Below are 21064 nucleotides of genomic sequence, written 5' to 3'. Positions count from 1 at the left end.
ATCATGCCTCCGGCGGCAAATGCCGCCGGGTCAATGCGCCGGAGTAACCTGCGTTCCGGTCAGCCGCCGGCGCAACATGCTGGATATATTGTCAAAAACGAAGACGACAAGGAGGATGAGCAGCACCATATAGGCGACATTCTCCCAATCGGAGTTGGTGCGCATCGCCTCCCAGAGTTTGAGGCCAATGCCGCCCGCGCCGACGGCGCCGATAATCGTGGCCGAGCGCGTGTTCGATTCCCAGAAATAGAGCGACTGGCTGAGGAAGACGGGCAGCACCTGCGGCAGCACCCCGTAGCGCTGAACCGCCGACGGCGCCGCGCCCACGGAGCGCACACCCTCGCGCTGCTTGTCGTCGATGTTTTCAAGCGCCTCGGAATAGAGCTTTCCGAACGTGCCAGTGTCGGTGACGAAGATGGCGGAGATACCCGCGAGCGGTCCCGGCCCGAAGGCGCGAGTGAAGAACAGGGCCCAGATCAGCATATCCACCGAGCGCAGGAAATCGAAGAAGCGCTTCAGGAGAAAATTGGCGGCGCGGCTCGGATAAATGTTGCGGGCCGCGGCGAAGGCAAGCGGAAAGGCAAGCAGGCTCGCGAGCACCGTGCCGACAAACGCCATCACGATCGTCTGCAGGAGTTTCAGCCAGACATCGCCGTGCTGCCACTCGGAATTGTTAAGAAAATTGCTCCAGGCGAGCGTCGCGTTGGACGTCTCCGGCCGAAGCCTCTCGCCGAAGAGGATGAGCGAGATGACCTCGTCCGCCGGGCGGCCGAAGAAGGGAGAGCGGGTGTCGAAGAAGAAGTTTTCCCAGCCGAGGAAACGGCGGCGGATCCTCACCTCGTCCGTCTGGACTTCGGCGCTGCCGCCGACCCCGAAATAGAGGATCGCCTTGGCGCCCGGCTCGGACTGGGACACCCAGTCCGGCAAAGGACCGTGCGCCTCGACCCGCTCGCCTTCGATCTCGAATGTTATCGTTTCGCCGCCACGCGTGGCCCGCACGATTCCGGGAAGGATACGGAGGCTCTTCTCCTCGCCGAAGGCGACGCTCGCCTCGACCACCGCCTCTTCCCGGCGCGAGGGCGCGTCGGCCGGAGGGAGCGTGGACACCGCGGCTTCGTTCCCGCCGAGGGGCCCGAGAAAGCCCGTGCTCCCACCCTCCGGCGGTGCGGGCTCGATCGCGCCCATGAAGCCCGAGCCGGCACCGGCGGCGCTGCTGGCGGCCCCATCCGTCTTGGCGGAAATCGCGACCACGGCCGTCTTCCTCGTCAGCCAGTCGGGATCGGGGTTGTCGCCAAGTGGCGAGAAGCGCGGAAAGCTTATCTCGAGGTGATCTTCCCCCAATTCGATATCCGGCCGGACCTCGTAGGACACCCAGTCGGCCATATAGGCGCTGGCGATCCCCCAATTGGCATTGGCGAAGATCGCGCCGACGGAGAAGAACCACCAGGCGAAGACGAGGTAAAGAGCGATGCCGCCGCCGATCAGCCATCCCGCAAGTCTTCTGCGCAGGGAGCCTGTAAAGATCTCCGGATGGCGGGAGGCGAGGGCTGTCGCCTCGGCGGGCGTGAAAGCGCGCATTGTCAGGCTCCGCGTCCGAATTCAAAGCTTTGATTGCCGACGATACGGCGGCGCAGCCAGGCAGAATACTGGTCGACCGCCATGACGGTGCAGAAGAGCAAGAGGATAATCGCCAGCGTCTTCGCCTCGTGAGCCTGGCTGATAGAGAGCCTGAGCGATTCGCCGATGCCGCCGCCGCCGACCGCACCGATGATCGTGGATGCGCGCACATTGATCTCGAGGCGCAGCAGTGCGTAGCTCAGGAAATTGGGCAGCACCTGCGGCACGATGCCGAACCAGACGCGCTCGATCCAGTTGGCTCCGGCCGCCCGCAGCCCCTCTTCCGCGCGCATATCGGCATTCTCCACCACCTCGAAGAACATTTTTCCCAGGGCGCCGACCGTGTGGATCGCCACGGCGATGATGGCGGGGACGGCGCCAAGCGACAGGACGGCTAGGAAGAAGCCGGCAATGACGATCTCGGGGAAGGCACGCAGCAGCTCCATGAAGCGCCGCACGAAGAAGCGCAGCCAGCGCCGCGTGGTTAGGTTCGCGGCGGCAAGGAAACAGAGAACAAAGCCGAGCCCGAATCCGATGAGCGTGGAGACGAGCGCGATGTTGATCGTCTCCAGCATCTTGTAGAAATATTCGGGGATGTAGACGCTCTCGGTCAGATACACCCTGCCTTCCGGGTAGTTGTATTTCAGGCTGCCGTCGTCATACGGCGAGGGGAGGTCGAACAACGCGCGCCATATCTCCGTGCCGTCGCGCGGGATGAGCTGGCCGATGAAGTCGAAGAAGTAGGGCAGCCGGTCGAAAAATTTGCCGGCGTTGGATTCGTTGGCGAACCACATCGAGCCGCCCATGGCGACCACCATGAGGATGAGGCCGCCGATCGTATAGAGCCGGCGGCGGACGGCCAGCGCCTGCCAGTGCCGCTCGATCGTCTGGCCGGCGGAGGAAAGGACCGGACCTTGGCTGGTGACGCTCATGGGGGACAGCTCGTCAAAAAAAGAGCGCCGCCAGGAGGGCTGGCGGCGCAGTTGCGGCATGGATTTCTTACGACCCGATCTGCGCCTTGCGGGCGTCGATGATGGGCTTGTAGAACTCCGGCGTGACCTCGGTGAAGCCGGTGAAATCGCCCCCCTGGATGGCGGAGAAGCACTCGGGGTCGCTCTGCGGCAGATCCACCATGAACTTCTTGAAGGTGTCCTTCATCTCCTGGTCCATGGAGGTGCGCACGACAACGGGGCCGTTCGGGATGAGCGGCGACTTCCAGATCTCCACGAGATCGTCCATGTCGAGGACGCCCTTCTCGACCATCTTGTGCAGGTTGCCGGAGGTGTAGCCTTCCGAGAAATCGCCAACGCCGGAGCCGAAGGTCGTGCCGGCGTCGAAGGTGCCTTTCAGCACTTCAAGCACCAGATTTTCGTGGCCGCCGCCGAAGCCGGTCTCGGCGAAATGCTCTTCGACGCTGGTGCCCAGCGCCTCGGGCAGCGTGACCATGGGAATAAGGTAGCCGGACGTCGAGTCCGGGTCGGCGAAGCCGAGCTTCTTCCCCTTGAGGTCGGCCAAGGTACGGATGCCCGAGTCCTTGCGGGCGACCATGATCGAATGATAGCCGGTGGAGCCGTCGGTCTGGACGGTGGTGAGGATCGGTTCCACCGCGTTGGGGTCTTCCAGATAAATCTTGGCATATCCGGAGGCTCCGAGCTCGGCATAGTCGAGTGTGCCGCCGAGCAGTCCCTGGATCACCCCGTCGTAATCTGCGGCGGGAAAGAGCGATACCCTCTCGACGCCCAGAACCGAGGGAAGCTTGTCCACCATGCACTCGAAATTGCGCAGGCGGTCGGCCTCATTCTCGCCGCCGATGATGCCGATGCGGAACTCCTTGAGGTCCTCGGCCTGCGCGCTTCCCACCAGGATCGCGCCGAGCGCGACGGCGCCCATCAATAGATGCTTCAACATGTTCGTCTCTCCTGTTGGCCGGCTTAGCCGGCATGGTTCTTGTTGGCTGTTCTTGCGAGTGTCGTTTGCAAAGCGCCGGTTCAGCCGGCAAGCGCGGGCTCCAGGCGCCGCTGCTTTGCCCCTTGCGCCCCCACGGGCTTGCCGATGCTGGTGGAGGTGATCGCCTCGGCGACCGCTTCCGTGCCTTCCGCGCCATAGATCTGGCGCACCATCTCGCTGGTCAGTTCCTCAGGCGCGCCATCGAACACGACGGCACCCTTCGCCATACCGACGATGCGCGAGCAATAGTGGCGCGCGGTATCCAGCGTATGGAGATTCGTGATGACGGTGATGCCTTCGCGGGCATTGATGTCGGCAAGCGAGTCCATCACCACCTTCGCATTCAGCGGATCGAGCGAGGCGATGGGCTCGTCGGCGAGGATCACCTTCGGCTCCTGCATGAGGGCGCGGGCGATCGCCACGCGCTGCTGCTGGCCGCCCGACAGCGTGCCGGCGCGCTGCAGCGCGGTTTGCGCGATGTCGAGCCGCTCCAGGGCGGCGATCGCCTGCAGGCGCTCCTCGCGCGAATAGATGTTGAGCAGGTTGAGCGCGGTCGAGCGGTGGTTCAGCCGGCCGAGCAGAACATTGGTCAGCACGTCGAGCCGCGGCACGAGGTTGAACTGCTGGAAGATCATGGCGCAGTCGCGCTGCCAGCGGCGGAGATACGCGCCCTTCAGCGCCGACACCTCGACGCCCTGGAAGAAGATCGCGCCTTGGCTCGGGTCGATCAGCCGGTTGATCATGCGCAGCAGCGTCGACTTGCCGGCGCCGGAGCGGCCGATGATGCCGACCATCTCGCCCTTGCCGATTTCAAGGTCTACTCCCTTGACGGCAACCGTCTTTCCGAAGCGCCGCGTTACATGGCGTATCTGAAGCATAGGCTTCTCCCCGTTCGGGCTTTCCGCCCTTGTCGTGAGATGGCCTAAAGCTCCAGCGTGAAGCTGGCATGTCGGACAAATGTCAGTTTTGTTACAATCCACCGGTGCGCCGGTGCTCCCGGCTCTTGTGACCAGCAGCACTACCGCACGGATCGAGGGAAATCTCCGGTGTCGCTGGCGGAGCGAGAACTCCGCCGTCTCGCCAGCGACCCGGATCCTGTTACGACAGCCACCCCACCGAGACCGCAAGCCATCCGATCGGTGCCGCGATCAGAACGCTGAGCGCGGTGCGGATATACCAGATGACGAGCAGATCCTTCATTGTGAGCGGGATGGACGTGGCGAGCACGCAGGGGATAGAGGCCGACAAGAACAGCACCTGGCTGACAGACACGACCGCGGCGACGAATCTCAAGTCGAGTCCGGCGTCCTGCAGCAGGATGGCCGGCAGGAACATCTCTGCAAGTCCGGAGGCTAGCGCCTTCGCAGCCAGCATCGGCTCCGAAAGCTGAGCGGCCCAGGTGAACGGGTAAAGCAGATATCCCAGAATATCGAAGAGCGGTGTGTACTTGGCCGCCAACAGTCCGAGCAGGCCGACGGCCATGATGCTCGGCAGGATGAGGGATGCCATGCGCAACCCGGCAACGAAGCTGTCGCGCAGCGTCACCGGCAGGCTCTTCGCAGCGGCAGCCTGCTCCACGCCCGCGTCCATGGCGGCCTGGAGCCGACCGCGACCCGGGGGCAGCGGCACGTCGCGATCCGCGGGATGGTCCATGCCCGCGATCGGCCACAGGCGCGCGGTAATCGCCGAGACGACGAAGGTGACGACGAGCGTGGACCAGAAATAGAGATTCCACGACTCCATCAGGCCGAGCGTTCTGGCGACGATGATCATGAAGGTGGCCGAGACCGTGGAAAAGCCGGTTGCTACGATCGCCGCCTCGCGCTCCGTGTACTTGCCTTCCTTGAACACCCGGTCGGTGATGAGCAGGGCCAGCGAGTAGCTGCCGACGAAAGATGCGACCGCGTCGATGGCCGACCAGCCTGGGGTGCGCCAGACCGGGCGCATGATCGGCTGGACGAGCACGCCGGTGAATTCGAGCAGGCCGTAGCCGATCAGGAAAGCCAGCGCCAGCGCGCCGATCGGCACGATGAGGCCGACGGAAAGGACCAGCTTCTCGAACAGGAACGGCAGCATGTCGGGAGCAAACAGCGCCGCCGGCCCCACCCCGGTCAGGTACATGGCGGTGACCACGACACCGAGCAGACGAAGCAGCGAGAAGACCCGTTCCGTCGCGCGCTTGTTCCAGCTTCCGGTCATGAACGGCGTAACCGCGCCGTAGAGGATCAGCAGGCAAACGAAGACCACCGCCACGGGATGCGCATAGGCGACGATGGCCGTCGCAGCGTGGTCGAGCGGGATCGTCGACTTGCCGCCGATACTGATCGGCACGAAGAACATAAAGATTCCGATCGCGCTATAGGCGATCAGCCTGAAGAGGGCAGCCCCCCGGAAACCCTGCGCGCCGGTTGCAGTCTCGGTCATTTTATCCTCCCTGGTCCCTGTCTCGCACAGATTCGTCAGCCCAGGATGCCCGGCAGGTTAAGGCCGTGCTCCCTGGCGCAGGCGAGCGCCTCCTCGTAGCCCGCATCCGCATGGCGCGTGACGCCACTTGCCGGATCGTTCCACAGCACGCGCTCGAGCCGCTTTGCCGCTGCGTCCGTTCCGTCGGCGCAGATCACCATGCCCGCATGCTGGGAAAATCCCATGCCGACGCCGCCGCCGTGATGCAGCGAGACCCAGGTGGCGCCCGAAGCGCAGTTCAAAAGCGCGTTGAGGAGCGGCCAGTCGGAGACGGCATCCGAGCCGTCCTTCATGGCCTCGGTCTCACGGTTGGGCGAGGCGACGGAGCCGGAATCGAGATGATCGCGGCCGATAACGACCGGCGCCTTCAGTTCGCCCTTGGCCACCATCTCGTTGAAGGCTAGGCCCAGCCGGTGGCGGTCACCCAAACCTACCCAGCAGATGCGCGCTGGAAGGCCCTGGAAGGCGATGCGCTCACGCGCCATATCGAGCCAGCGGTGCAGGTGCTCATTTTCCGGCAGGATCTCCTTCACCTTTGCATCGGTGCGGTAGATGTCCTCCGGATCGCCGGAAAGGGCGGCCCAGCGGAAGGGGCCGACGCCGCGGCAAAACAGCGGGCGTATATAGGCCGGCACGAAGCCGGGGAAGGCAAAGGCGTTCTCAAGGCCCTCCTCCTTGGCGACCTGCCGGATGTTGTTGCCGTAGTCGAGGGTGGGCACGCCCTTGTTCCAGAAGGCGACCATCGCCTCCACATGCTCGCGCATGGAGGCGCGGGCAGCCTTCTCCACCGCCTTCGGCTCGGTCTCGCGCCTCTCGCGCCATTCAGCCAGTGACCAGCCCTTCGGCAGGTAGCCGTTGAGCGGATCATGCGCCGAAGTCTGGTCCGTCACGATGTCGGGACTCACCCCGCGACGAATGAGTTCGGGCAGGATTTCCGCCGCATTGCCGAGCAGCCCGACCGACTTCGCCTCACCGGCCTTGGTCCAGCGCTCGATCATGGCAAGCGCCTCGTCGACGCTTCGCGCCTTCTCGTCCAGGTAGCGGGTGCGCAGGCGAAAATCGATGCGGCTCTCATCGCATTCGATCGCGAGGCAGCATGCGCCGGCCATGACCGCAGCCAGTGGCTGCGCGCCGCCCATGCCGCCCAAGCCGGCTGTGAGGATCCAGCGGCCTTTGAGATTGCCGCCATAGTGCTGGCGGCCGGCCTCGACAAAGGTTTCGTAGGTGCCCTGCACGATGCCCTGGGTGCCAATATAGATCCAGGAGCCGGCGGTCATCTGGCCGTACATCATCAGCCCGGCGCGATCGAGCTTGTTGAAATGGTCCCAGGTGGCCCAGTGCGGCACGAGGTTGGAGTTGGCGATCAGCACGCGCGGCGCGTCCGCGTGCGTGCGGAACACGCCGACCGGCTTGCCGGACTGGACGAGCAGAGTCTCATCCTCGTTCAGCGCCTTCAACGCGGCGACGATGCGGTCAAAATCCTCCCAAGTCCGCGCCGCTCGGCCGATGCCGCCATAGACGACGAGCTCGTTCGGGTTTTCCGCCACGTCCGGGTCGAGATTGTTCATGAGCATCCGGAGCGGCGCTTCGGTCAGCCAGCTTTTTGCGTTGAGCTCAGGCCCGCGTGGCGCTCTCACCTCGCGGATATTGTGGCGCGGATTGATCATTGTCTTTCCTCTCCGATGGCAAGGGCGATCTGTTCCAGCCGCTCCAGAGTGGCCTTTAAATGCCGGCGCAGGCGCTCGGCCTTCAGCGCGTCATAGGCGAAGGGCTCGCTCTCGCTTTCCAGATGCGTGGCCTGAGCGAGCTCCATCTGGACGGCATGCACCCTTTCCGCGGGCCGGCCATAGTGCCGGGTGGTCCAACCGCCGCGGAAGCGGCCGTTGAGGATGTGGGAGAAGCCTTCCGCCGCCGAGCAGATCTCCACGACGGCCTCCTCGAGGGCGGGAGCGCAGGTGCGGCCATTGTCGGTGCCGATGTTGAAGTCGGGCAGCGTACCGTCAAAGAGGAATGGGCAGCGCGAGCGGATGGAATGGCAGTCGTAGACCACCGCAATCCCGTTGAGCGCCTTCACGCGCGCCACTTCCTGCTTCAGGGCGGTGTGGTAGGGCCGGTGAAACTCGGCGGTCCGCGCGGCGATCTCGGCCTCGTCCGGCTCCTCGCCTTCCCGCCAGATCGGCTGGCCGTCGAAATTGGAGAGCGGCACGAGCCCTGTCGTGTTCTGGCCTGGGTAGAGGCTCTGGCCGGACGGGTCGCGATTGGCGTCGATCACATAGCGATGGAACGTGGCGCGCACGGAGGTGGCGTTGGGCAGGAGGTCCCGGTAGAGCACATCGACGTGCCAGTCCGTGTCGCGCAGCTTGCGGCCTTCTTCGTTCAACCTGCTCCACATCTCTTCCGGCATGTACGTGCCGGTGTGTGGGAAGCCGAGAATGACGGGCGAGGTGCCTTGGACCACTTCCACCGGCGTCATGGCTCGCTCCTGAGTTCCGGCAATATGCCGGGCGAGACGCTAGCATTGAGCTGGCTTGAACGCACCAGCTCCGTTGCCGCCTCAAGATCGCCCGCCATGAAGCGGTCGACATCCAGCGCCGGCACGGCGGCGCGGATGGCGGCATGCGCCTTCTGCAGCTCGGTGCTCGTCCTGAGCGGAGCGCGCAGATCGATTCCCTGTGCTGCCGTGATCGCCTCGATCCCGATGATGCCGAACAGATTGTCGCTCATGGCAAGAAGGCGGCGGGCGCCATGGCAGGCCATGGAGACGTGGTCCTCCTGGTTGGCGGAGGTGGGAGTGGAGTCCACAGAGGCGGGATGGGCCATCTGCTTGTTCTCCGACATCAAGGCGGCTGACGTCACCTCAGCGATCATGAAGCCGGAGTTGAGCCCCGGCTTCTTGGCGAGAAACGCGGGCAAGCCGAAGGAGAGCGCCGGGTCGACCAGGAGCGCGATGCGCCGTTGGGCGATCGCGCCGATCTCGCAGATGGCAAGCGCGATCTGGTCGGCAGCGAGGGCCACGGGCTCGGCATGAAAATTGCCGCCGGACGCCACCGTGCCGTCGGAAAGCACCAGCGGATTGTCTGTCACCGCATTGGCCTCGATCGTGAGCGTGCGCGCGGCCTGGCGCAGGACGTCGAGACAAGCGCCATCCACCTGCGGCTGGCAGCGGATGCAGTAGGGGTCCTGCACACGCTCGTCGCCCTCGCGGTGGCTTTCGCGGATTTCGGAGCCGTCAAGCAGCTTCCAGAGCGCTGCTGCCGTGTCGATCTGGCCCTGGTGGCCGCGCAGGAGATGGATCTCCGGATGGAACGGGGCGGAGGAGCCCATGGCGGCATCGGTTGAAAGCGCGCCGGTGATGACGGCCGCGCGCGCGGCACGGTGGGCGCGGAAGAGGCCGGCGAGCGCGAGGGCGGTCGAGACCTGTGTGCCGTTGATGAGTGCCAGCCCCTCCTTGGCCTGGAGAGTGACCGGGGAAAGCCCGGCCTTGCTGAGCGCTTCCCCGGCCGACAGCCTTTCACCGCGGAAATGCGCGTCGCCTTCGCCGATCATCGCCGCCGTCATATGGGCGAGGGGCGCGAGGTCGCCCGAGGCCCCGACCGAGCCCTTCTCCGGGATCACGGGGATGACGCCGCGCGCAAGCATCTCCTCCAGGAGACGGATGATCTCCATGCGCACACCCGAGGCGCCGCGGCCGAGCGACATCAGCTTCAGCGCCATCACCAGACGAACGATTTTCTCGTCCAGCGGCGCGCCGAGCCCGCAGCAATGGGAGAGGATGAGGTTGCGTTGAAGCGTGGCCACATCGGACGCCGGTATGCGCACGCTGGCGAGTTTCCCGAACCCGGTATTGATGCCGTAGACGGCCTGGTCACCGCCGGCGATTTCGGCGATGCGCTGCGCCGAGCGTTCGATTGCGGTATGGCAGGATGGATCAAGCCGGACCGGCGGCCCTTCGCGCCAGATGCGCTCGAGAGTGTGGATCGAGACTTCGCCGGGTGTGACGGTGAGGGTCATGGCCGCTCCTGCCCAGCTCCGGCCTCGACCCGGCTCGCCCGCATCCTGCGGATACTGACGCGGCTACCCTCCCAATGCGGGGGAGGATGGGGCATTCCTGCGGCCAGGGCCGACGAATGGGTCATGCGACATCTCCCAGGAAGAGGCGGTAAAGCGGATTGAAGCCGATGCGATAGGAAAGCTCGGCGGGGTGCTCGACATCCCAGACGGCGAGCTCGGCGCGCTTGCCCGGCGCGATGGTGCCGATCTCATCGGCAAGGCCGAGGGCGCGGGCAGCTTCGCGCGTGACGCCGGCAAGCGCCTCTTCCGGCGTCAAGCGAAAGAGGGTGCAGGCCATGTTCATGGCGAGAAGCAGGGAGGAAAGCGGCGAGGAGCCCGGATTGCAGTCGGTCGCAATTGCGATGGGAACGCCCGCGCCGCGCAGTTCGGCCACCGGCGGCGCCTGCGTCTCCCGCAGTGTATAGAAGGCGCCGGGCAGGAGCACGGCGACAGTGCCGGCGGTCTTCATGGCCGCGACGCCTTCCTGGTCGAGATATTCCAAGTGATCGGCGGAAAGCGCACTGAAGCTGGCGGCAAGCTTTGCTCCGCCGAGATTGGAAAGCTGCTCCGCGTGAAGCTTTACCGGCAGGCCGAGTGCCTGTGCCTTGGCGAAAACGCGCTCCATCTGCCCGGGCGAGAAAGCGATGCTCTCGCAAAAGCCGTCAACGGCGTCGGCGAGGTCCGCTTCATAAGCTGCCTCCATGCCGGGAAGCACGACCTCGTCGATATAGGCATCGGCCCGGTCCTTGTATTCCGGGGGCACGGCGTGAGCGGCAAGGTAGCTCGTCTTCACCCGCACATTGCGTAGCGTCCCCAGCCGGCGCGCAGCACGCAGCATCTTCAGCTCGTCCTCGATCGTCAGCCCGTAACCGGACTTGATCTCGACCGTCGCGACCCCCTCCGCAATGAGCGCATCGAGGCGCGGCAAGGCGGAAACCACGAGTTGCTCCTCGTCCATATGCCGGGTCGCGGTCACCGTGGAGAGAATTCCGCCGCCGGCGCGCGCGATCTCTTCATAACTCGCCCCCTGCAGACGCAGCTCGAACTCGCGCGCGCGGTCGCCGCCGTGAACCAGATGCGTGTGGCAGTCGATCAAGGCCGGGGTGGCAAGCCGTCCACCAAGATTTATCCTCTCGACGCCGCTCCATTCGCCAGGCAGGTCGGCTCGGGTGCCGGCCCAGGCGATGCGACCGCCCTCGATGGCGATGGCTCCGTCATCGAGCAGGCCATAGGAGCCGCCGCCCCTTGTCATAGTGGCAAGCCTTGCTTCCGTAATGACGACGCGTTTCATCGCCTGGGACTCGTCTAGACTGGAGGGTAATATGTCTATACAAATACGCTTGTAGTTCAGGACGGACCCTGCATGCAACAGATTTTCGCCCGAGCGGCTTTCACGCCCGAAGGCTGGCAGAACGATGTCGTCGTGACGATCGACGAGAGTGGGCGCATCGCTTCCGTTGCGCCCAGCGCCAGACCCTCGGGTGCAATTCAGGTGCCGGTGCTGCTGCCCGCACTTGCCAATCTCCATAGTCATACATTCCAGCGCGCCATGGCAGGGCTCGCCGAGCGACGCAGCCAGGCGGGGCGTGACAGCTTCTGGACCTGGCGGGAGGTGATGTACCGCTTCCTTGACCTCCTTTCCCCGGAGGACGTCGAGACGATAGCCGCCTTCGCCTTCATGGAGATGCAGGAAGCAGGCTTCTCGGCGGTGGCGGAATTTCACTACCTCCACCATCAGCCAGGCGGCACCCCCTATGACGATCAGGCTGAGCTTTCCTCCCGCATCACGGCCGCGGCGGGAAAGACCGGCATTGGGCTGACGCTCCTGCCCGTCCTCTACCGCTATGGCGGGGCGGACCGGCGCGCGCTCAGGGGAGGGCAGTTAAGATTCGGCAATGAGGTAAGCGGCTTCGAGCGGCTTGTGGCACGCGCGGAAGCGCATATGGCAGGCCTGCCGGCGGATGCTGTCCTTGGCACCGCCGCCCACTCGATCCGGGCGGCAGGGATGGACGATATTCACGCGGCCCTGGCTATAAAGCAGTCCGGGCCCTTCCACATGCACATAGCCGAGCAGGAGCCGGAGGTGCAGGAGGTGCTGGCCGCCTATGGGTCGCGGCCAGTCGAATACCTGCTCGGCGAGGTGACCGTCGATCGGCGATGGTGTCTCATCCATGCCACTCATATGAACGCGCTGGAAACGGAGCGTCTTGCCCATTCCGGCGCGGTGGCGGGGTTGTGCCCCGTGACGGAAGCCAATCTCGGCGACGGGTTTTTCAATGGCCCCGCGTTCCGTCAGGCAGGCGGGACGATAGGCATCGGCAGCGATTCGAACATCCGCATCTCGGTGGCCGAAGAACTGCGCCAGCTCGAATATTCCCAGCGCCTGCATCACCGCGCCCGCGCATTGATGGCGGAGGAGGGCGGCTCGTGCGGGCGGGCGCTCTACGAGGCGGCGCTCGCTGGCGGGGCGCAAGCGCTCGGCCGTGAAAACGGCGCGCTGCAAGCCGGCCGGTGGGCGGATCTGGTGGCCATCGATCCGGCCGCTTTCGCAGGCGCGGGTGAGGGGGACGCAATCCTCGACGGCTGGATCTTTGCCGGCGGCAATGACGCGGTGACGGATCTCTGGTCGGCCGGCAGGCACATGGTGCGGGAAGGCCGGCATGTGGCCCGCGAGGCGATCGCCGCGCGCTATCGCGCCGTGGTGGCTCGGCTCGCCGGCGCCCTATGAGTGAGCGCAACTCCTTCAAAGTTATTCGCGACGAGATGGCGCGCCGCATCGCCGAGCGGCTGTGGCTGCCCGGCGCGTTGATCCCGGGCGAGGAGGTTCTGGCGCGCGAGTTCGGCGCCGCGCGGGCCACCGTCAACCGGGCGTTGCAGGAGCTGGCGCGTGCGGGGCTCGTCGAGCGGCGGCGCCGCGCCGGAACGCGCGTGGCGCTCTATCCAATGCGCGAGGCACGTTTCGTTATCCCGCTCGTGCGCCAGGAGATCGAAGCGCGCGGCGCAGCCTATCAGTATCGTCTGCGCTCCTGCGAAGAGGTGTCACCGCCCGAACTCGTGCGCACGAGGCTCGGCCTCTTGGACGACACGCCTCTGCTGCATGTCCGCTGTCTGCACCTGGCGGACAGTGCGCCTTATCAATACGAGGACCGATGGATCAATCTCGACGCGGTACCGTCCGTGCGGGATGTGGATTTTACCACAGTCAGTCCGAACGAGTGGCTGGTCGAGAACGCGCCCTTCACCGAGGCTGAGTTCACGTTCCTCGCCGCCGCCGCGAGCGCGGAAGAAGCGGATCTGCTGCAACTGCGGGAAGGCTCGCCGGTTTTCGTGGCCGAGCGCATCACATGGTTGCGCGACAAACCGATCACGCTGGTGCGCATGGTACATCCCCCCGCGCACCGGATGGTGACGCGGCTCTGAGTCTCGACATCGGCGATTGAAGGCGATACGGCAGAGACGACGCTGCCGCCGGGAAAAATTCGATGCCTTCAACGCTGATCGCCCCCTCCATCCTGGCGTCCGACTTCTCGCGATTGGGCGAGGAGGTGGAAGCCGTGGCGGCCGCCGGCGCGGACTGGATCCATCTCGACGTTATGGATGGGCATTTCGTGCCGAATATCACCTTTGGCCCGCCGGTGGTGAAGGCGGTCCGTGGCCGCACGAGCAAACCCTTCGACTGTCACCTGATGATCGCGCCGGCCGATCCTTACCTCGCCGCCTTCGCCGAAGCGGGCTGCGACAACATCACCGTCCACGCGGAAGCCGGCCCGCACCTCCACCGCTCGCTCCAGACAATCAGGAGGCTCGGCAAGAAGGCGGGCGTGTCCCTCAACCCGTCCACCCCTGAGAGCATGATCGAATATGTGCTCGACGACATCGACCTCATCCTGATCATGACGGTCAATCCTGGCTTCGGCGGCCAGGCCTTCATCCCCGCCACGGTGGAAAAGATTCGGCGCGTGCGGAATATGATCGAGGGCCGTCCCGTCAGGATCGAGGTGGACGGCGGCATTTCGGCGGAGAACGCGGGCGTCGTGGTGGCCGCGGGCGCCGACGTGCTCGTCGCTGGCTCGTCGATCTTCAAAGGAGGAGGCGAGGCTGCCTATCGCCGGAACATCGCGGAATTGAGGAAGGCAGCAGCCGGGTAGGGCGTTCAGCGCTTTCCTCTTCCATATCGCACAGTTTCAAACCGCGCTGCCAGCGCCTCGTAGAGCAGCAGGCGCCCGACGAGCGGCTCGCCGATGCCGGTGACAAGCTTTATCACCTCCATCGCCTGCAGCGTGCCCATCACACCGGTAAGCGCTCCGACGATCCCCGCTTCGGCGCAGGAAGGCACCAGGCCAGGCGGGGGCGGCTCCGGGAAGAGGTCGCGATAGGAGGGCAACGGGTTACCGTCCGCTCCTGTCCCGTAAGGTTTGAGGACCGTGATCGAGCCGTCGAAGCGGCCGACCGCCGCCGTGACGAGCGGCACCTTACATTCCGCGCAGGCATCGGCGAGCGCATAGCGCGTCTCGAAATTGTCGGAGCCGTCCACGACCACATCGTAGCGGGCTACCAGCGGCCCGGCATTTTGCGCGTTCAGACGCAGAATGTGCGGCTCCACCAAGACATGCGGATTGAGGCGGGCGATTGCCGCCTTGGCACTCTCGGCCTTTGCGGTTCCTACTGATTCCGTCCCGTGGATGATCTGCCGCTGCAGGTTGGAGAGCGCTACGCGGTCATCATCGATGATGCCCAGCGTTCCCACGCCGGCCGCGGCGAGATAGTGCAGCACCGGCGCGCCGAGGCCGCCTGCGCCCAGCACCAGCACGCGCGCCCGCTTCAGTTTCTGCTGGCCGGCGCCGCCGATCTCCGGCAGGACGATATGCCGCGCGTAGCGCTCCAGCTCTTCTTCGGACCAAAGGATCTCGCTCATGCGGCGGACCATACGTCGCCCGAACCTGCTTGTCAGGTGCGCATGACGGTCCTGATGTCTAGCTTTGCGGGGCTCCCGCCTAGGCCGAGCGGACGGTGCCGCCCGAGACGGTCAGGAACTGCGCCCGGCCTTCGAGGCTCGAAAAGAGCGCGCGTTCCGTGCCGGTCATGAAAGCCTGGCAGTTTAGCTCTTCCAGTATGTCAAACAGCGCAGCCCGCCTGCCGGCGTCGAAATGGGCGGAGATCTCGTCGAGCAGCAGGATGGGTGCCATTCCCGAAAGTTCGGCCGTGAGCCGCGCATGGGCGAGCACCAAGCCGACGAGCAGGGCCTTCTGCTCGCCCGTTGAGCAGTGTTCGGCCGGCATATTCTTGGGAGCGTGCCGCACCAGAAGCTCACTCCGATGCGGTCCTTCCAGCGCGCGGCCCGCCGCCCGGTCGCGCGGTCGCTCGGCGCGCAAACGGCTGCGGAACTCTTCCTCCGCATCGACGGCCGGCATCCGTGCGACCGCCTGGTCCACGCTGCCTTCCAGCGCCAGAAGCGCCTTGGGAAACGGTCCTTCGGCCGGCAGGCGCTCGATCATCGCGGAAAGCAGCCGCAGCATTTCCCCGCGCGCCGCCGCGATCGCGACGCCCGTCTCGGCCATCTGCGTTTCGATGGCGTCAAACCAGGCATCGTCGCGCACCTCGTCGGCAAAGAGCCTGTTGCGCGAGCGCATCGCCTTCTCATAATCCGCGGCGCGGCGCCCATGTGCAGGATCGATGGCGAGCACGAGGCGGTCCAGGAAGCGGCGGCGGTCGGCCGAAGGGCCGGTGAAGAGCTGGTCCATCGTGGGTGTTAGCCAGATGACCCGCAGCCAGTCGAGCATGGCTTCCGCGCTGCGCGGCGTGTCGCCATTGATGCGCACCCGGCGGGCGGCTTCGCTTCCGTCCGGCGCGGCGCCTGCCGTACCTGTCCCGATACGGCAGGAGCCGTAGGGCCCCTCGATCTCCGCATGCACGGCAAAGCCGTCGCTGGAGCCGATCCGCGCCACCTCTTCCAGCGTCGCACGTCGCAGGCCGCGCCCGGGCGAAAGAAAGGACACCGCCTCGAGCAGATTGGTCTTGCCAGCGCCGTTCTCTCCGGACAGCACAACGGCGCCCGGCTGAAGACCGAGCGAAAGCGAAGCATAATTGCGGAAATTGGCGAGGCTGAGCTTGGCGAGATGAACCTGCGCCGGCCGTCCGCCCATAGCCTCCTTTGGCGTGGTCGTCACACCCGCATCGGCATCAGGACGTAGAGGGTGCGGTCGTCGGACGCGTCCTGGATGAGCGTCGGCGAGCCGGCATCGGCCAGCAGGAATTTCGCCTCGCTGCCTGAAAGCTGCGCGGCGACGTCGAGCAGGTAGCGGGCGTTGAAGCCGATCTCGATCGGGTCGGCATCATAGCCCGCCGGGATTTCTTCCGTCGCGCTTCCCGAATCCGGGTTGTTGACCGTGAAGGTGACCTGCCCGTCGGCGATGGAGAGCTTGACCGCCCGTCCGCGCTCGGACGAGACGGTGGAAACGCGGTCGACCGCCGCCGAGAAGCTTTGCCGGTCAATGACGAGCTCCTTGTCATTGCCGGTCGGGATGACCCGCTGGTAGTCCGGAAACGTGCCGTCGATCAGCTTCGAGGTGAGGACGACGCTGCCGATGGTGAAGCGGATCTTCGTGTCCGACAGTTCCACGGTGACGGCTACGTCGGGATCGTCCACCAGCTTCTGCAACTCGCCCACAGTCTTGCGCGGGATGATGATGCCAGGCATGCCCTCCGAGCCCGCCGGAGCATCGATCTCGGCGCGGGCTAGGCGGTGGCCGTCCGTGGCCACCGCGCGCAGCTTTAAGGTGCCGCCCGTCTCAAGCGTGTGAAGGAAAATGCCATTGAGATAATAGCGCGTCTCTTCCGTGGAGATGGCGAACTGGGTCTTTTCGATCAGCGCACGCAGGGAGGCCGACTCCATGCGGAAGATATGCGAGAACTGGCCGGCCGTGAGCGAGGGGAAGTCGGCCTTGGGCAGGCATTGCAGCCGGAAGGTGGAGCGGCCGGAAACGACCGACATGGTCTGGCCGCTCTCGTCCGCCTTCAGCATCACTTCCGCGCCATCCGGCAGCTTGCGCACGATGTCGTAGAGAAGATGCGCCGGCACGGTCGTCGCGCCGGCCTGTTCGATGGAGGCTGGCGCGGCCTCGGTCACCTCCAGGTCGAGGTCCGTGGCCTTCATCTCCAGACTGGTGCCGTCTACCGAAAGAAGCACATTGGAGAGAATTGGTATCGTATTGCGCCGTTCCACCACCCGATGAACATGGCCGAGGGATTTCAGGAGATTGGAACGTTCAAGAACTACGCGCATAACCTGTGAATCTCGCCTGGATGAAGAGTGGATGCATTGCGGGCGATACCCCGCTCGCAACGCCGCTCTACACGCTGGATTTGCGCAAACTGACAGTAAATTCAGGCGGAACGCAAGCCCGCGAAACGGCCGAGGCCGATTTCCGCGGGCATCCTGGGGATAACGCTTAAGGTGCCCCTCCTGCCGCGCGCCTCATGCTTGCTCGCTGATCAGCCTTTTGAGGAGCTCGAGTTCCTGGGCGAGTTGCTTGTCGTCCCCCGACATGCCTTCGATCTTGCGCACCGCATGCAGCACCGTCGTATGGTCGCGGCCGCCGAAGCGGCGCCCGATCTCGGGCAGTGAGCGCGGGGTCAGCACCTTCGCGAGGTACATCGCCACCTGCCGTGGTTTGACGATCGAGCGGGTGCGCCGGTTTGAGAGCAGCTCCGTCTTGGAGACGTTGTAGTGCCGCGCCACGATGCGCTGGATGTCCTCGATGCGTACGCGCCGGGGTTCGCCCGTGCGGCAGACTGGGCCGAGGATCTCGTCGATGCGGTCGAGCGTGATCTGCGGTTCGAAGGAATGGCGGAACACGAGTTGGTTGAACGCGCCTTCGAGCTCGCGGCCGCTGCCGGTCACCACCTGCGCCACATGCTCGAGCACTTCCTGCGGAATGTTGAGAGATGGGTCTTCGGCGCGCGTTGCTGCAAGCCGCTGTTTGAGGATGGCGAGCCGCAGCTCATAATCCGGTGACATGATCTCGAGCGATACGCCGCCATTGAGGCGCGACTTCACGCGCGGCTCCAGGGACTCCAGCTCCGAGGCCGGCCTGTCGGCGGCGACCACCACCTGCCGGGCACTGTCGAGCAGCATGTTCAGGAGGTGGCAGAACTCGTTCTGGATCGACTTGCCCTGCAGGAACTGCATGTCGTCGATGATGAGGAGATCGATGTCGCGCAGCTGCTCCTTCAGCGTCAGCGCATTGTTGTCGCGGATGGCTGTGGCGAAGCGCCACATGAAATACTCCGCCGTGAGATAGACGACGCGCGACTGCGGCCGCCGCGCGAGCGAGGCTGCGGCAATCGCCTGCAGGAGATGGGTTTTGCCGAGCCCCACCGACGCATGCAGGAAGAGCGGGTTGAAGCGCACCGCGCTGGCTGCCGATTCCGCAACCGTGCGGGCTGCCGCGCAAGCAACGCGGTTCGACGCCCCCTCAATGAAGGATTCAAAAGTGTAGCGGCTGTCGAGTGGCGAGCCGAACATGCTCGGCCGCGGCGCCTGCTCGAGTTTGGCGGTCGGAAGGGTGGCGATCCGCGCCCCGTTGATGACCCCCGTTGCGAGCGCGGTCTGCGGCTGGGCCCCCGCTTTCCGGACCGGCCCCGGCTTGATCTCGGCTTTGGTGGGCAAGGCGCGGGTGGCGGTGCGCACCACGATCTCTACTTTGAGGACCGAGCGGTCCTCCGCCTTCCAGATCTCGGTGATCAGATCAAGATAGTGGCCGTTGATCCAGGCCCTCAGGAACGCGGTGGGAACGGAAATGCGGACGACACCCTTGGATGTTTCCGCAAGCTTCATCCTCCCGAACCAGCTGGAATATACCTCGGTGCCCAGCCGGGCTTTCAATTGCGCCCTGACGCGCTCGAAGACCGCCGCCGCCTGATCGGAGGTCTCGGCCTGTTCGCCGTGATCTCCAGGGCTGCGAAAAGAAAACCCTCCCCCAATTTCCCTCTCAACGCCGCTTTGCATTCTTTTGTCCCTGTTAAAATAAAGTCTTTTTCAAACGGGCAGTGCTGAACAGCCGCATGATGTCGCCCCGCCCGTCGACACTCGTGTTGGCACCCGATGCTCTCTCACGCACCTCCGCACGCTCAATACTGGGCTGAGTTTTTGCCCTATCGTGGCTGAATCCCACCTGACGGCGCCCAGCCTCGGCTCGACCGCAAACCCCTCTCCAAGACATGATCTTGGCCCACTGTCTCGCGAGAACAAACGTTACCCGTGCACGAATTTCTCCGCGCCGCAGAAGCCCGTTTTGTCTGGTTTTTTGGGGCGCTCACGCTTGCCCTTGCGATAAGCGAACATTACCGAAATTCGTGCGGACAGGGCAAGGGCGCGACTAACGGTTTTTTCATCAATGAGGCCGCCATGAGGCTTTGCGACAACACCGCAGCGAGTGGTGGATGCGTTAAGCCGTTTTGATTCCAGATGCTTTTGCCAGCAGCCCGGCGGGCGGGAAAAAATGCGCACAAACTCAAAAAATCTGCTTGACATCGGCGGGCCCCTTGGCCTCGGGGCGCGGTGGTAACTACCTGTGGATAAACTCCTGTAAATTACTGACCCAAAACGGGAATTCTGAATGGCGGCCACCCTGGCACTCGCGCCAGTGTGACACTTTTCCTAACGCCGTGGGAAAGCATGCCGGCAAACAAAAACAAGCGCCTCGCGGGCGCATCGCACGCGAGGTCAACTCGTTGCTCGGCAAAGAAAAACCCGGCCGAAACGAGCCGGGCCGAAATGAAGCTGGAGAGCTTAGGCGTTCAGGGACTTGACGCGCTGGGCGAGTCGCGAAACCTTCCGCGAAGCGGTGTTCTTATGCACAACGCCCTTGGTGGCGGCGCGCATCAATTCCGGCTGTGCGGCCCTGAGGGCGGTCTCCGCAGCAGACTTGTCGCCCGCTGCGATTGCTTCCTCGACCTTGCGGATGAAGGTGCGGACGCGCGAACGGCGTGACTTGTTGATCTCGGTGCGGCGGGCGATCTTGCGCACCGCCTTCTTGGCCGAAGTGGTGTTGGCCATAATTCCTCTCTCGTTTCAAGTGACTGCCGGACCTACCGTTAGGCAGACCTCTCGGCACAAAACAAAAGGGCAGCCAGCGGCCACCTCAGTCGAGGCGGCTTATAGTCGAGGCGGCCGGGCGCGTCAACGGTTGCGGAATTGCGCGGAGCGCTTTTCCGCGAAGGCGGCCATGCCCTCCTTCTGGTCGTCCAGCGCGAACATGGAATGGAACAACCGTCGCTCGAAGCGCAACCCCTCAGAAAGCGTGGTCTCGTATGAGCGGTTGACCGCCTCCTTCGTCATCATCACGGCAGGCATCGAGAAGTCGGCGATCTTGGCCGCGACCTCCAGCACCTCCTCGATGAGCTCGCCGGCCGGTACCACACGGGAGACGAGGCCGCAGCGCTCCGCCTCCTGCGCATCCATCATGCGCCCCGTGAGGCACATCTCCATGGCCTTCGACTTGCCGACGAACCGGGTGAGGCGCTGCGACCCGCCCATGCCGGGCATGACGCCGAGCGTGATTTCGGGCTGACCGAATTTCGCACTGTCGGCGGCGATGATGAAATCGCACATCATGGCGAGCTCGCAGCCGCCGCCGAGCGCATAGCCCGCCACGGCAGCGATCACCGGCTTGCGGACGCGCGTCAGCCGCTCCCAGCCGGCGAAGAGGTCCTCCATATAGGCGTCGATGAAGGACTTGCTCTGCATCTCCTTGATGTCGGCGCCGGCGGCGAAAGCCTTTTCAGAACCGGTGATGACGATCGCACCGATCCGTTGGTTCGCGTCGAACGCCTCGGCAGCGGCGACAAGCTCCTCGAGCAGCTTGGAATTCAGCGCATTCAGCGCCTTCGGGCGATTGAGGGTAATAAGGCCGACACGCCCCCGCGTCTCGACCAGGATCGTCTCATAAGCCATGCGCATCGCCCTTCGGTTCGGTTGTACTCCGGC

The 21064-nt window shown here is 64.8% G+C and carries 19 protein-coding genes; 3 read left to right on the top strand and 16 right to left on the bottom strand.

The annotated features are described in order from the left end of the window. Positions 1–30 precede the first annotated feature (30 nt). The 9 genes from phnE (RIN79_RS04930) to hutI form a co-directional block, all read right to left on the bottom strand. Positions 31–1578, bottom strand: coding sequence for a phosphonate ABC transporter, permease protein PhnE (gene phnE / locus RIN79_RS04930; RefSeq protein ID WP_309083495.1), 1548 nt, complete (start codon positions 1576–1578; stop codon positions 31–33). A 2-nt stretch (positions 1579–1580) separates the two neighbouring features. Beyond that, positions 1581–2549: a phosphonate ABC transporter, permease protein PhnE gene (gene phnE / locus RIN79_RS04925; RefSeq protein WP_309083494.1), complete on the bottom strand. Its 969-nt coding sequence runs from the start codon at positions 2547–2549 to the stop codon at positions 1581–1583. Positions 2550–2616: 67 nt separating this feature from the next. Next, positions 2617–3525, bottom strand: a complete 909-nt coding sequence (phnD, locus tag RIN79_RS04920) for a phosphonate ABC transporter substrate-binding protein (protein ID WP_309083493.1) — start codon at positions 3523–3525, stop codon at positions 2617–2619. Between the two features lie 80 nt (positions 3526–3605). Beyond that, positions 3606–4442 carry a phosphonate ABC transporter ATP-binding protein gene (gene phnC, locus RIN79_RS04915; RefSeq protein WP_309083492.1) on the bottom strand — a complete coding sequence of 279 codons (837 nt, stop codon included), beginning with the start codon at positions 4440–4442 and terminating at the stop codon, positions 3606–3608. Positions 4443–4662: 220 nt separating this feature from the next. Then, positions 4663–5988 carry a YjiH family protein gene (locus RIN79_RS04910; protein WP_309083491.1) on the bottom strand — a complete coding sequence of 442 codons (1326 nt, stop codon included), beginning with the start codon at positions 5986–5988 and terminating at the stop codon, positions 4663–4665. A 35-nt stretch (positions 5989–6023) separates the two neighbouring features. Further along, positions 6024–7694, bottom strand: a complete 1671-nt coding sequence (hutU, locus tag RIN79_RS04905) for a urocanate hydratase (protein WP_309083490.1) — start codon at positions 7692–7694, stop codon at positions 6024–6026. After that, entirely contained in the window at positions 7691–8500 is an 810-nt protein-coding gene (gene hutG, locus RIN79_RS04900) for an N-formylglutamate deformylase (protein ID WP_309083489.1), read from the bottom strand. Before hutG ends, hutU begins: the two co-directional genes overlap by 4 nt. After that, positions 8497–10038, bottom strand: coding sequence for a histidine ammonia-lyase (hutH, locus tag RIN79_RS04895; protein ID WP_309083488.1), 1542 nt, complete (start codon positions 10036–10038; stop codon positions 8497–8499). The genes hutG and hutH overlap by 4 nt, the downstream gene beginning before the upstream one ends. A gap of 121 nt (positions 10039–10159) precedes the next feature. After that, positions 10160–11368, bottom strand: a complete 1209-nt coding sequence (gene hutI / locus RIN79_RS04890) for an imidazolonepropionase (protein ID WP_375165875.1) — start codon at positions 11366–11368, stop codon at positions 10160–10162. Positions 11369–11440: 72 nt separating this feature from the next. On the opposite strand from hutI, the gene RIN79_RS04885 reads away from it, so the two are divergent. From RIN79_RS04885 to rpe, 3 genes are all read left to right on the top strand, one after another. Continuing rightward, entirely contained in the window at positions 11441–12805 is a 1365-nt protein-coding gene (locus tag RIN79_RS04885; RefSeq protein WP_309083487.1) for a formimidoylglutamate deiminase, read from the top strand. Positions 12806–12840: 35 nt separating this feature from the next. Next, the gene (locus RIN79_RS04880; protein WP_309083486.1) at positions 12841–13497 is read left to right on the top strand and encodes a GntR family transcriptional regulator; all 657 of its coding nucleotides are present in this window, start codon (positions 12841–12843) and stop codon (positions 13495–13497) included. Between the two features lie 62 nt (positions 13498–13559). Next, positions 13560–14225: a ribulose-phosphate 3-epimerase gene (gene rpe / locus RIN79_RS04875; protein ID WP_309083485.1), complete on the top strand. Its 666-nt coding sequence runs from the start codon at positions 13560–13562 to the stop codon at positions 14223–14225. Between the two features lie 5 nt (positions 14226–14230). On the opposite strand, the gene RIN79_RS04870 is transcribed toward rpe, so the two are convergent. The 7 genes from RIN79_RS04870 to RIN79_RS04840 all read right to left on the bottom strand — a co-directional run bounded on the left by RIN79_RS04870 (position 14231) and on the right by RIN79_RS04840 (position 21031). Continuing rightward, positions 14231–14992 (bottom strand): molybdopterin-synthase adenylyltransferase MoeB, encoded by a 762-nt coding sequence (locus tag RIN79_RS04870; RefSeq protein ID WP_309083484.1) that lies wholly within the window; start codon positions 14990–14992, stop codon positions 14231–14233. 79 nt (positions 14993–15071) lie between these two features. Then, the gene (recF, locus tag RIN79_RS04865) at positions 15072–16220 is read right to left on the bottom strand and encodes a DNA replication/repair protein RecF (protein ID WP_309083483.1); all 1149 of its coding nucleotides are present in this window, start codon (positions 16218–16220) and stop codon (positions 15072–15074) included. 20 nt (positions 16221–16240) lie between these two features. After that, positions 16241–17359, bottom strand: coding sequence for a DNA polymerase III subunit beta (dnaN, locus tag RIN79_RS04860; protein ID WP_309083482.1), 1119 nt, complete (start codon positions 17357–17359; stop codon positions 16241–16243). A 192-nt stretch (positions 17360–17551) separates the two neighbouring features. Beyond that, positions 17552–19084: a chromosomal replication initiator protein DnaA gene (dnaA, locus tag RIN79_RS04855; protein WP_309083481.1), complete on the bottom strand. Its 1533-nt coding sequence runs from the start codon at positions 19082–19084 to the stop codon at positions 17552–17554. Between the two features lie 246 nt (positions 19085–19330). Then, the gene (locus RIN79_RS04850) at positions 19331–19609 is read right to left on the bottom strand and encodes a hypothetical protein (protein WP_309083480.1); all 279 of its coding nucleotides are present in this window, start codon (positions 19607–19609) and stop codon (positions 19331–19333) included. 258 nt (positions 19610–19867) lie between these two features. Beyond that, positions 19868–20134 carry a 30S ribosomal protein S20 gene (rpsT, locus tag RIN79_RS04845; RefSeq protein ID WP_309083479.1) on the bottom strand — a complete coding sequence of 89 codons (267 nt, stop codon included), beginning with the start codon at positions 20132–20134 and terminating at the stop codon, positions 19868–19870. A 123-nt stretch (positions 20135–20257) separates the two neighbouring features. After that, positions 20258–21031, bottom strand: a complete 774-nt coding sequence (locus RIN79_RS04840; RefSeq protein ID WP_309083478.1) for an enoyl-CoA hydratase — start codon at positions 21029–21031, stop codon at positions 20258–20260. Positions 21032–21064 lie beyond the last annotated feature (33 nt).

Origin of the sequence: Chelativorans sp. (genome assembly GCF_031180965.1) — a bacterium.
Taxonomy (GTDB): domain Bacteria; phylum Pseudomonadota; class Alphaproteobacteria; order Rhizobiales; family Rhizobiaceae; genus Chelativorans.
This window is presented reverse-complemented; position numbering and strand designations above follow the sequence as displayed.

Excerpts from the sequence above, each read along its gene's own strand:
- phnD (WP_309083493.1), bottom strand. The coding sequence starts at position 3,525 with ATGTTGAAGCATCTATTGATGGGCGCCGTCGCGCTCGGCGCGATCCTG.
- rpsT (WP_309083479.1), bottom strand. The coding sequence starts at position 20,134 with ATGGCCAACACCACTTCGGCCAAGAAGGCGGTGCGCAAGATCGCCCGC.
- RIN79_RS04840 (WP_309083478.1), bottom strand. The coding sequence starts at position 21,031 with ATGGCTTATGAGACGATCCTGGTCGAGACGCGGGGGCGTGTCGGCCTT.
- RIN79_RS04910 (WP_309083491.1), bottom strand. The coding sequence starts at position 5,988 with ATGACCGAGACTGCAACCGGCGCGCAGGGTTTCCGGGGGGCTGCCCTC.
- RIN79_RS04880 (WP_309083486.1), top strand. The coding sequence starts at position 12,841 with ATGGCGCGCCGCATCGCCGAGCGGCTGTGGCTGCCCGGCGCGTTGATC.
- dnaN (WP_309083482.1), bottom strand. The coding sequence starts at position 17,359 with ATGCGCGTAGTTCTTGAACGTTCCAATCTCCTGAAATCCCTCGGCCAT.
- hutG (WP_309083489.1), bottom strand. The coding sequence starts at position 8,500 with ATGACGCCGGTGGAAGTGGTCCAAGGCACCTCGCCCGTCATTCTCGGC.
- hutU (WP_309083490.1), bottom strand. The coding sequence starts at position 7,694 with ATGATCAATCCGCGCCACAATATCCGCGAGGTGAGAGCGCCACGCGGG.
- RIN79_RS04870 (WP_309083484.1), bottom strand. The coding sequence starts at position 14,992 with ATGAGCGAGATCCTTTGGTCCGAAGAAGAGCTGGAGCGCTACGCGCGG.
- dnaA (WP_309083481.1), bottom strand. The coding sequence starts at position 19,084 with ATGCAAAGCGGCGTTGAGAGGGAAATTGGGGGAGGGTTTTCTTTTCGC.
- phnC (WP_309083492.1), bottom strand. The coding sequence starts at position 4,442 with ATGCTTCAGATACGCCATGTAACGCGGCGCTTCGGAAAGACGGTTGCC.
- rpe (WP_309083485.1), top strand. The coding sequence starts at position 13,560 with ATGCCTTCAACGCTGATCGCCCCCTCCATCCTGGCGTCCGACTTCTCG.
- hutI (WP_375165875.1), bottom strand. The coding sequence starts at position 11,368 with ATGAAACGCGTCGTCATTACGGAAGCAAGGCTTGCCACTATGACAAGG.
- hutH (WP_309083488.1), bottom strand. The coding sequence starts at position 10,038 with ATGACCCTCACCGTCACACCCGGCGAAGTCTCGATCCACACTCTCGAG.
- phnE (WP_309083495.1), bottom strand. The coding sequence starts at position 1,578 with ATGCGCGCTTTCACGCCCGCCGAGGCGACAGCCCTCGCCTCCCGCCAT.
- RIN79_RS04885 (WP_309083487.1), top strand. The coding sequence starts at position 11,441 with ATGCAACAGATTTTCGCCCGAGCGGCTTTCACGCCCGAAGGCTGGCAG.
- RIN79_RS04850 (WP_309083480.1), bottom strand. The coding sequence starts at position 19,609 with ATGTCAAGCAGATTTTTTGAGTTTGTGCGCATTTTTTCCCGCCCGCCG.
- recF (WP_309083483.1), bottom strand. The coding sequence starts at position 16,220 with ATGGGCGGACGGCCGGCGCAGGTTCATCTCGCCAAGCTCAGCCTCGCC.
- phnE (WP_309083494.1), bottom strand. The coding sequence starts at position 2,549 with ATGAGCGTCACCAGCCAAGGTCCGGTCCTTTCCTCCGCCGGCCAGACG.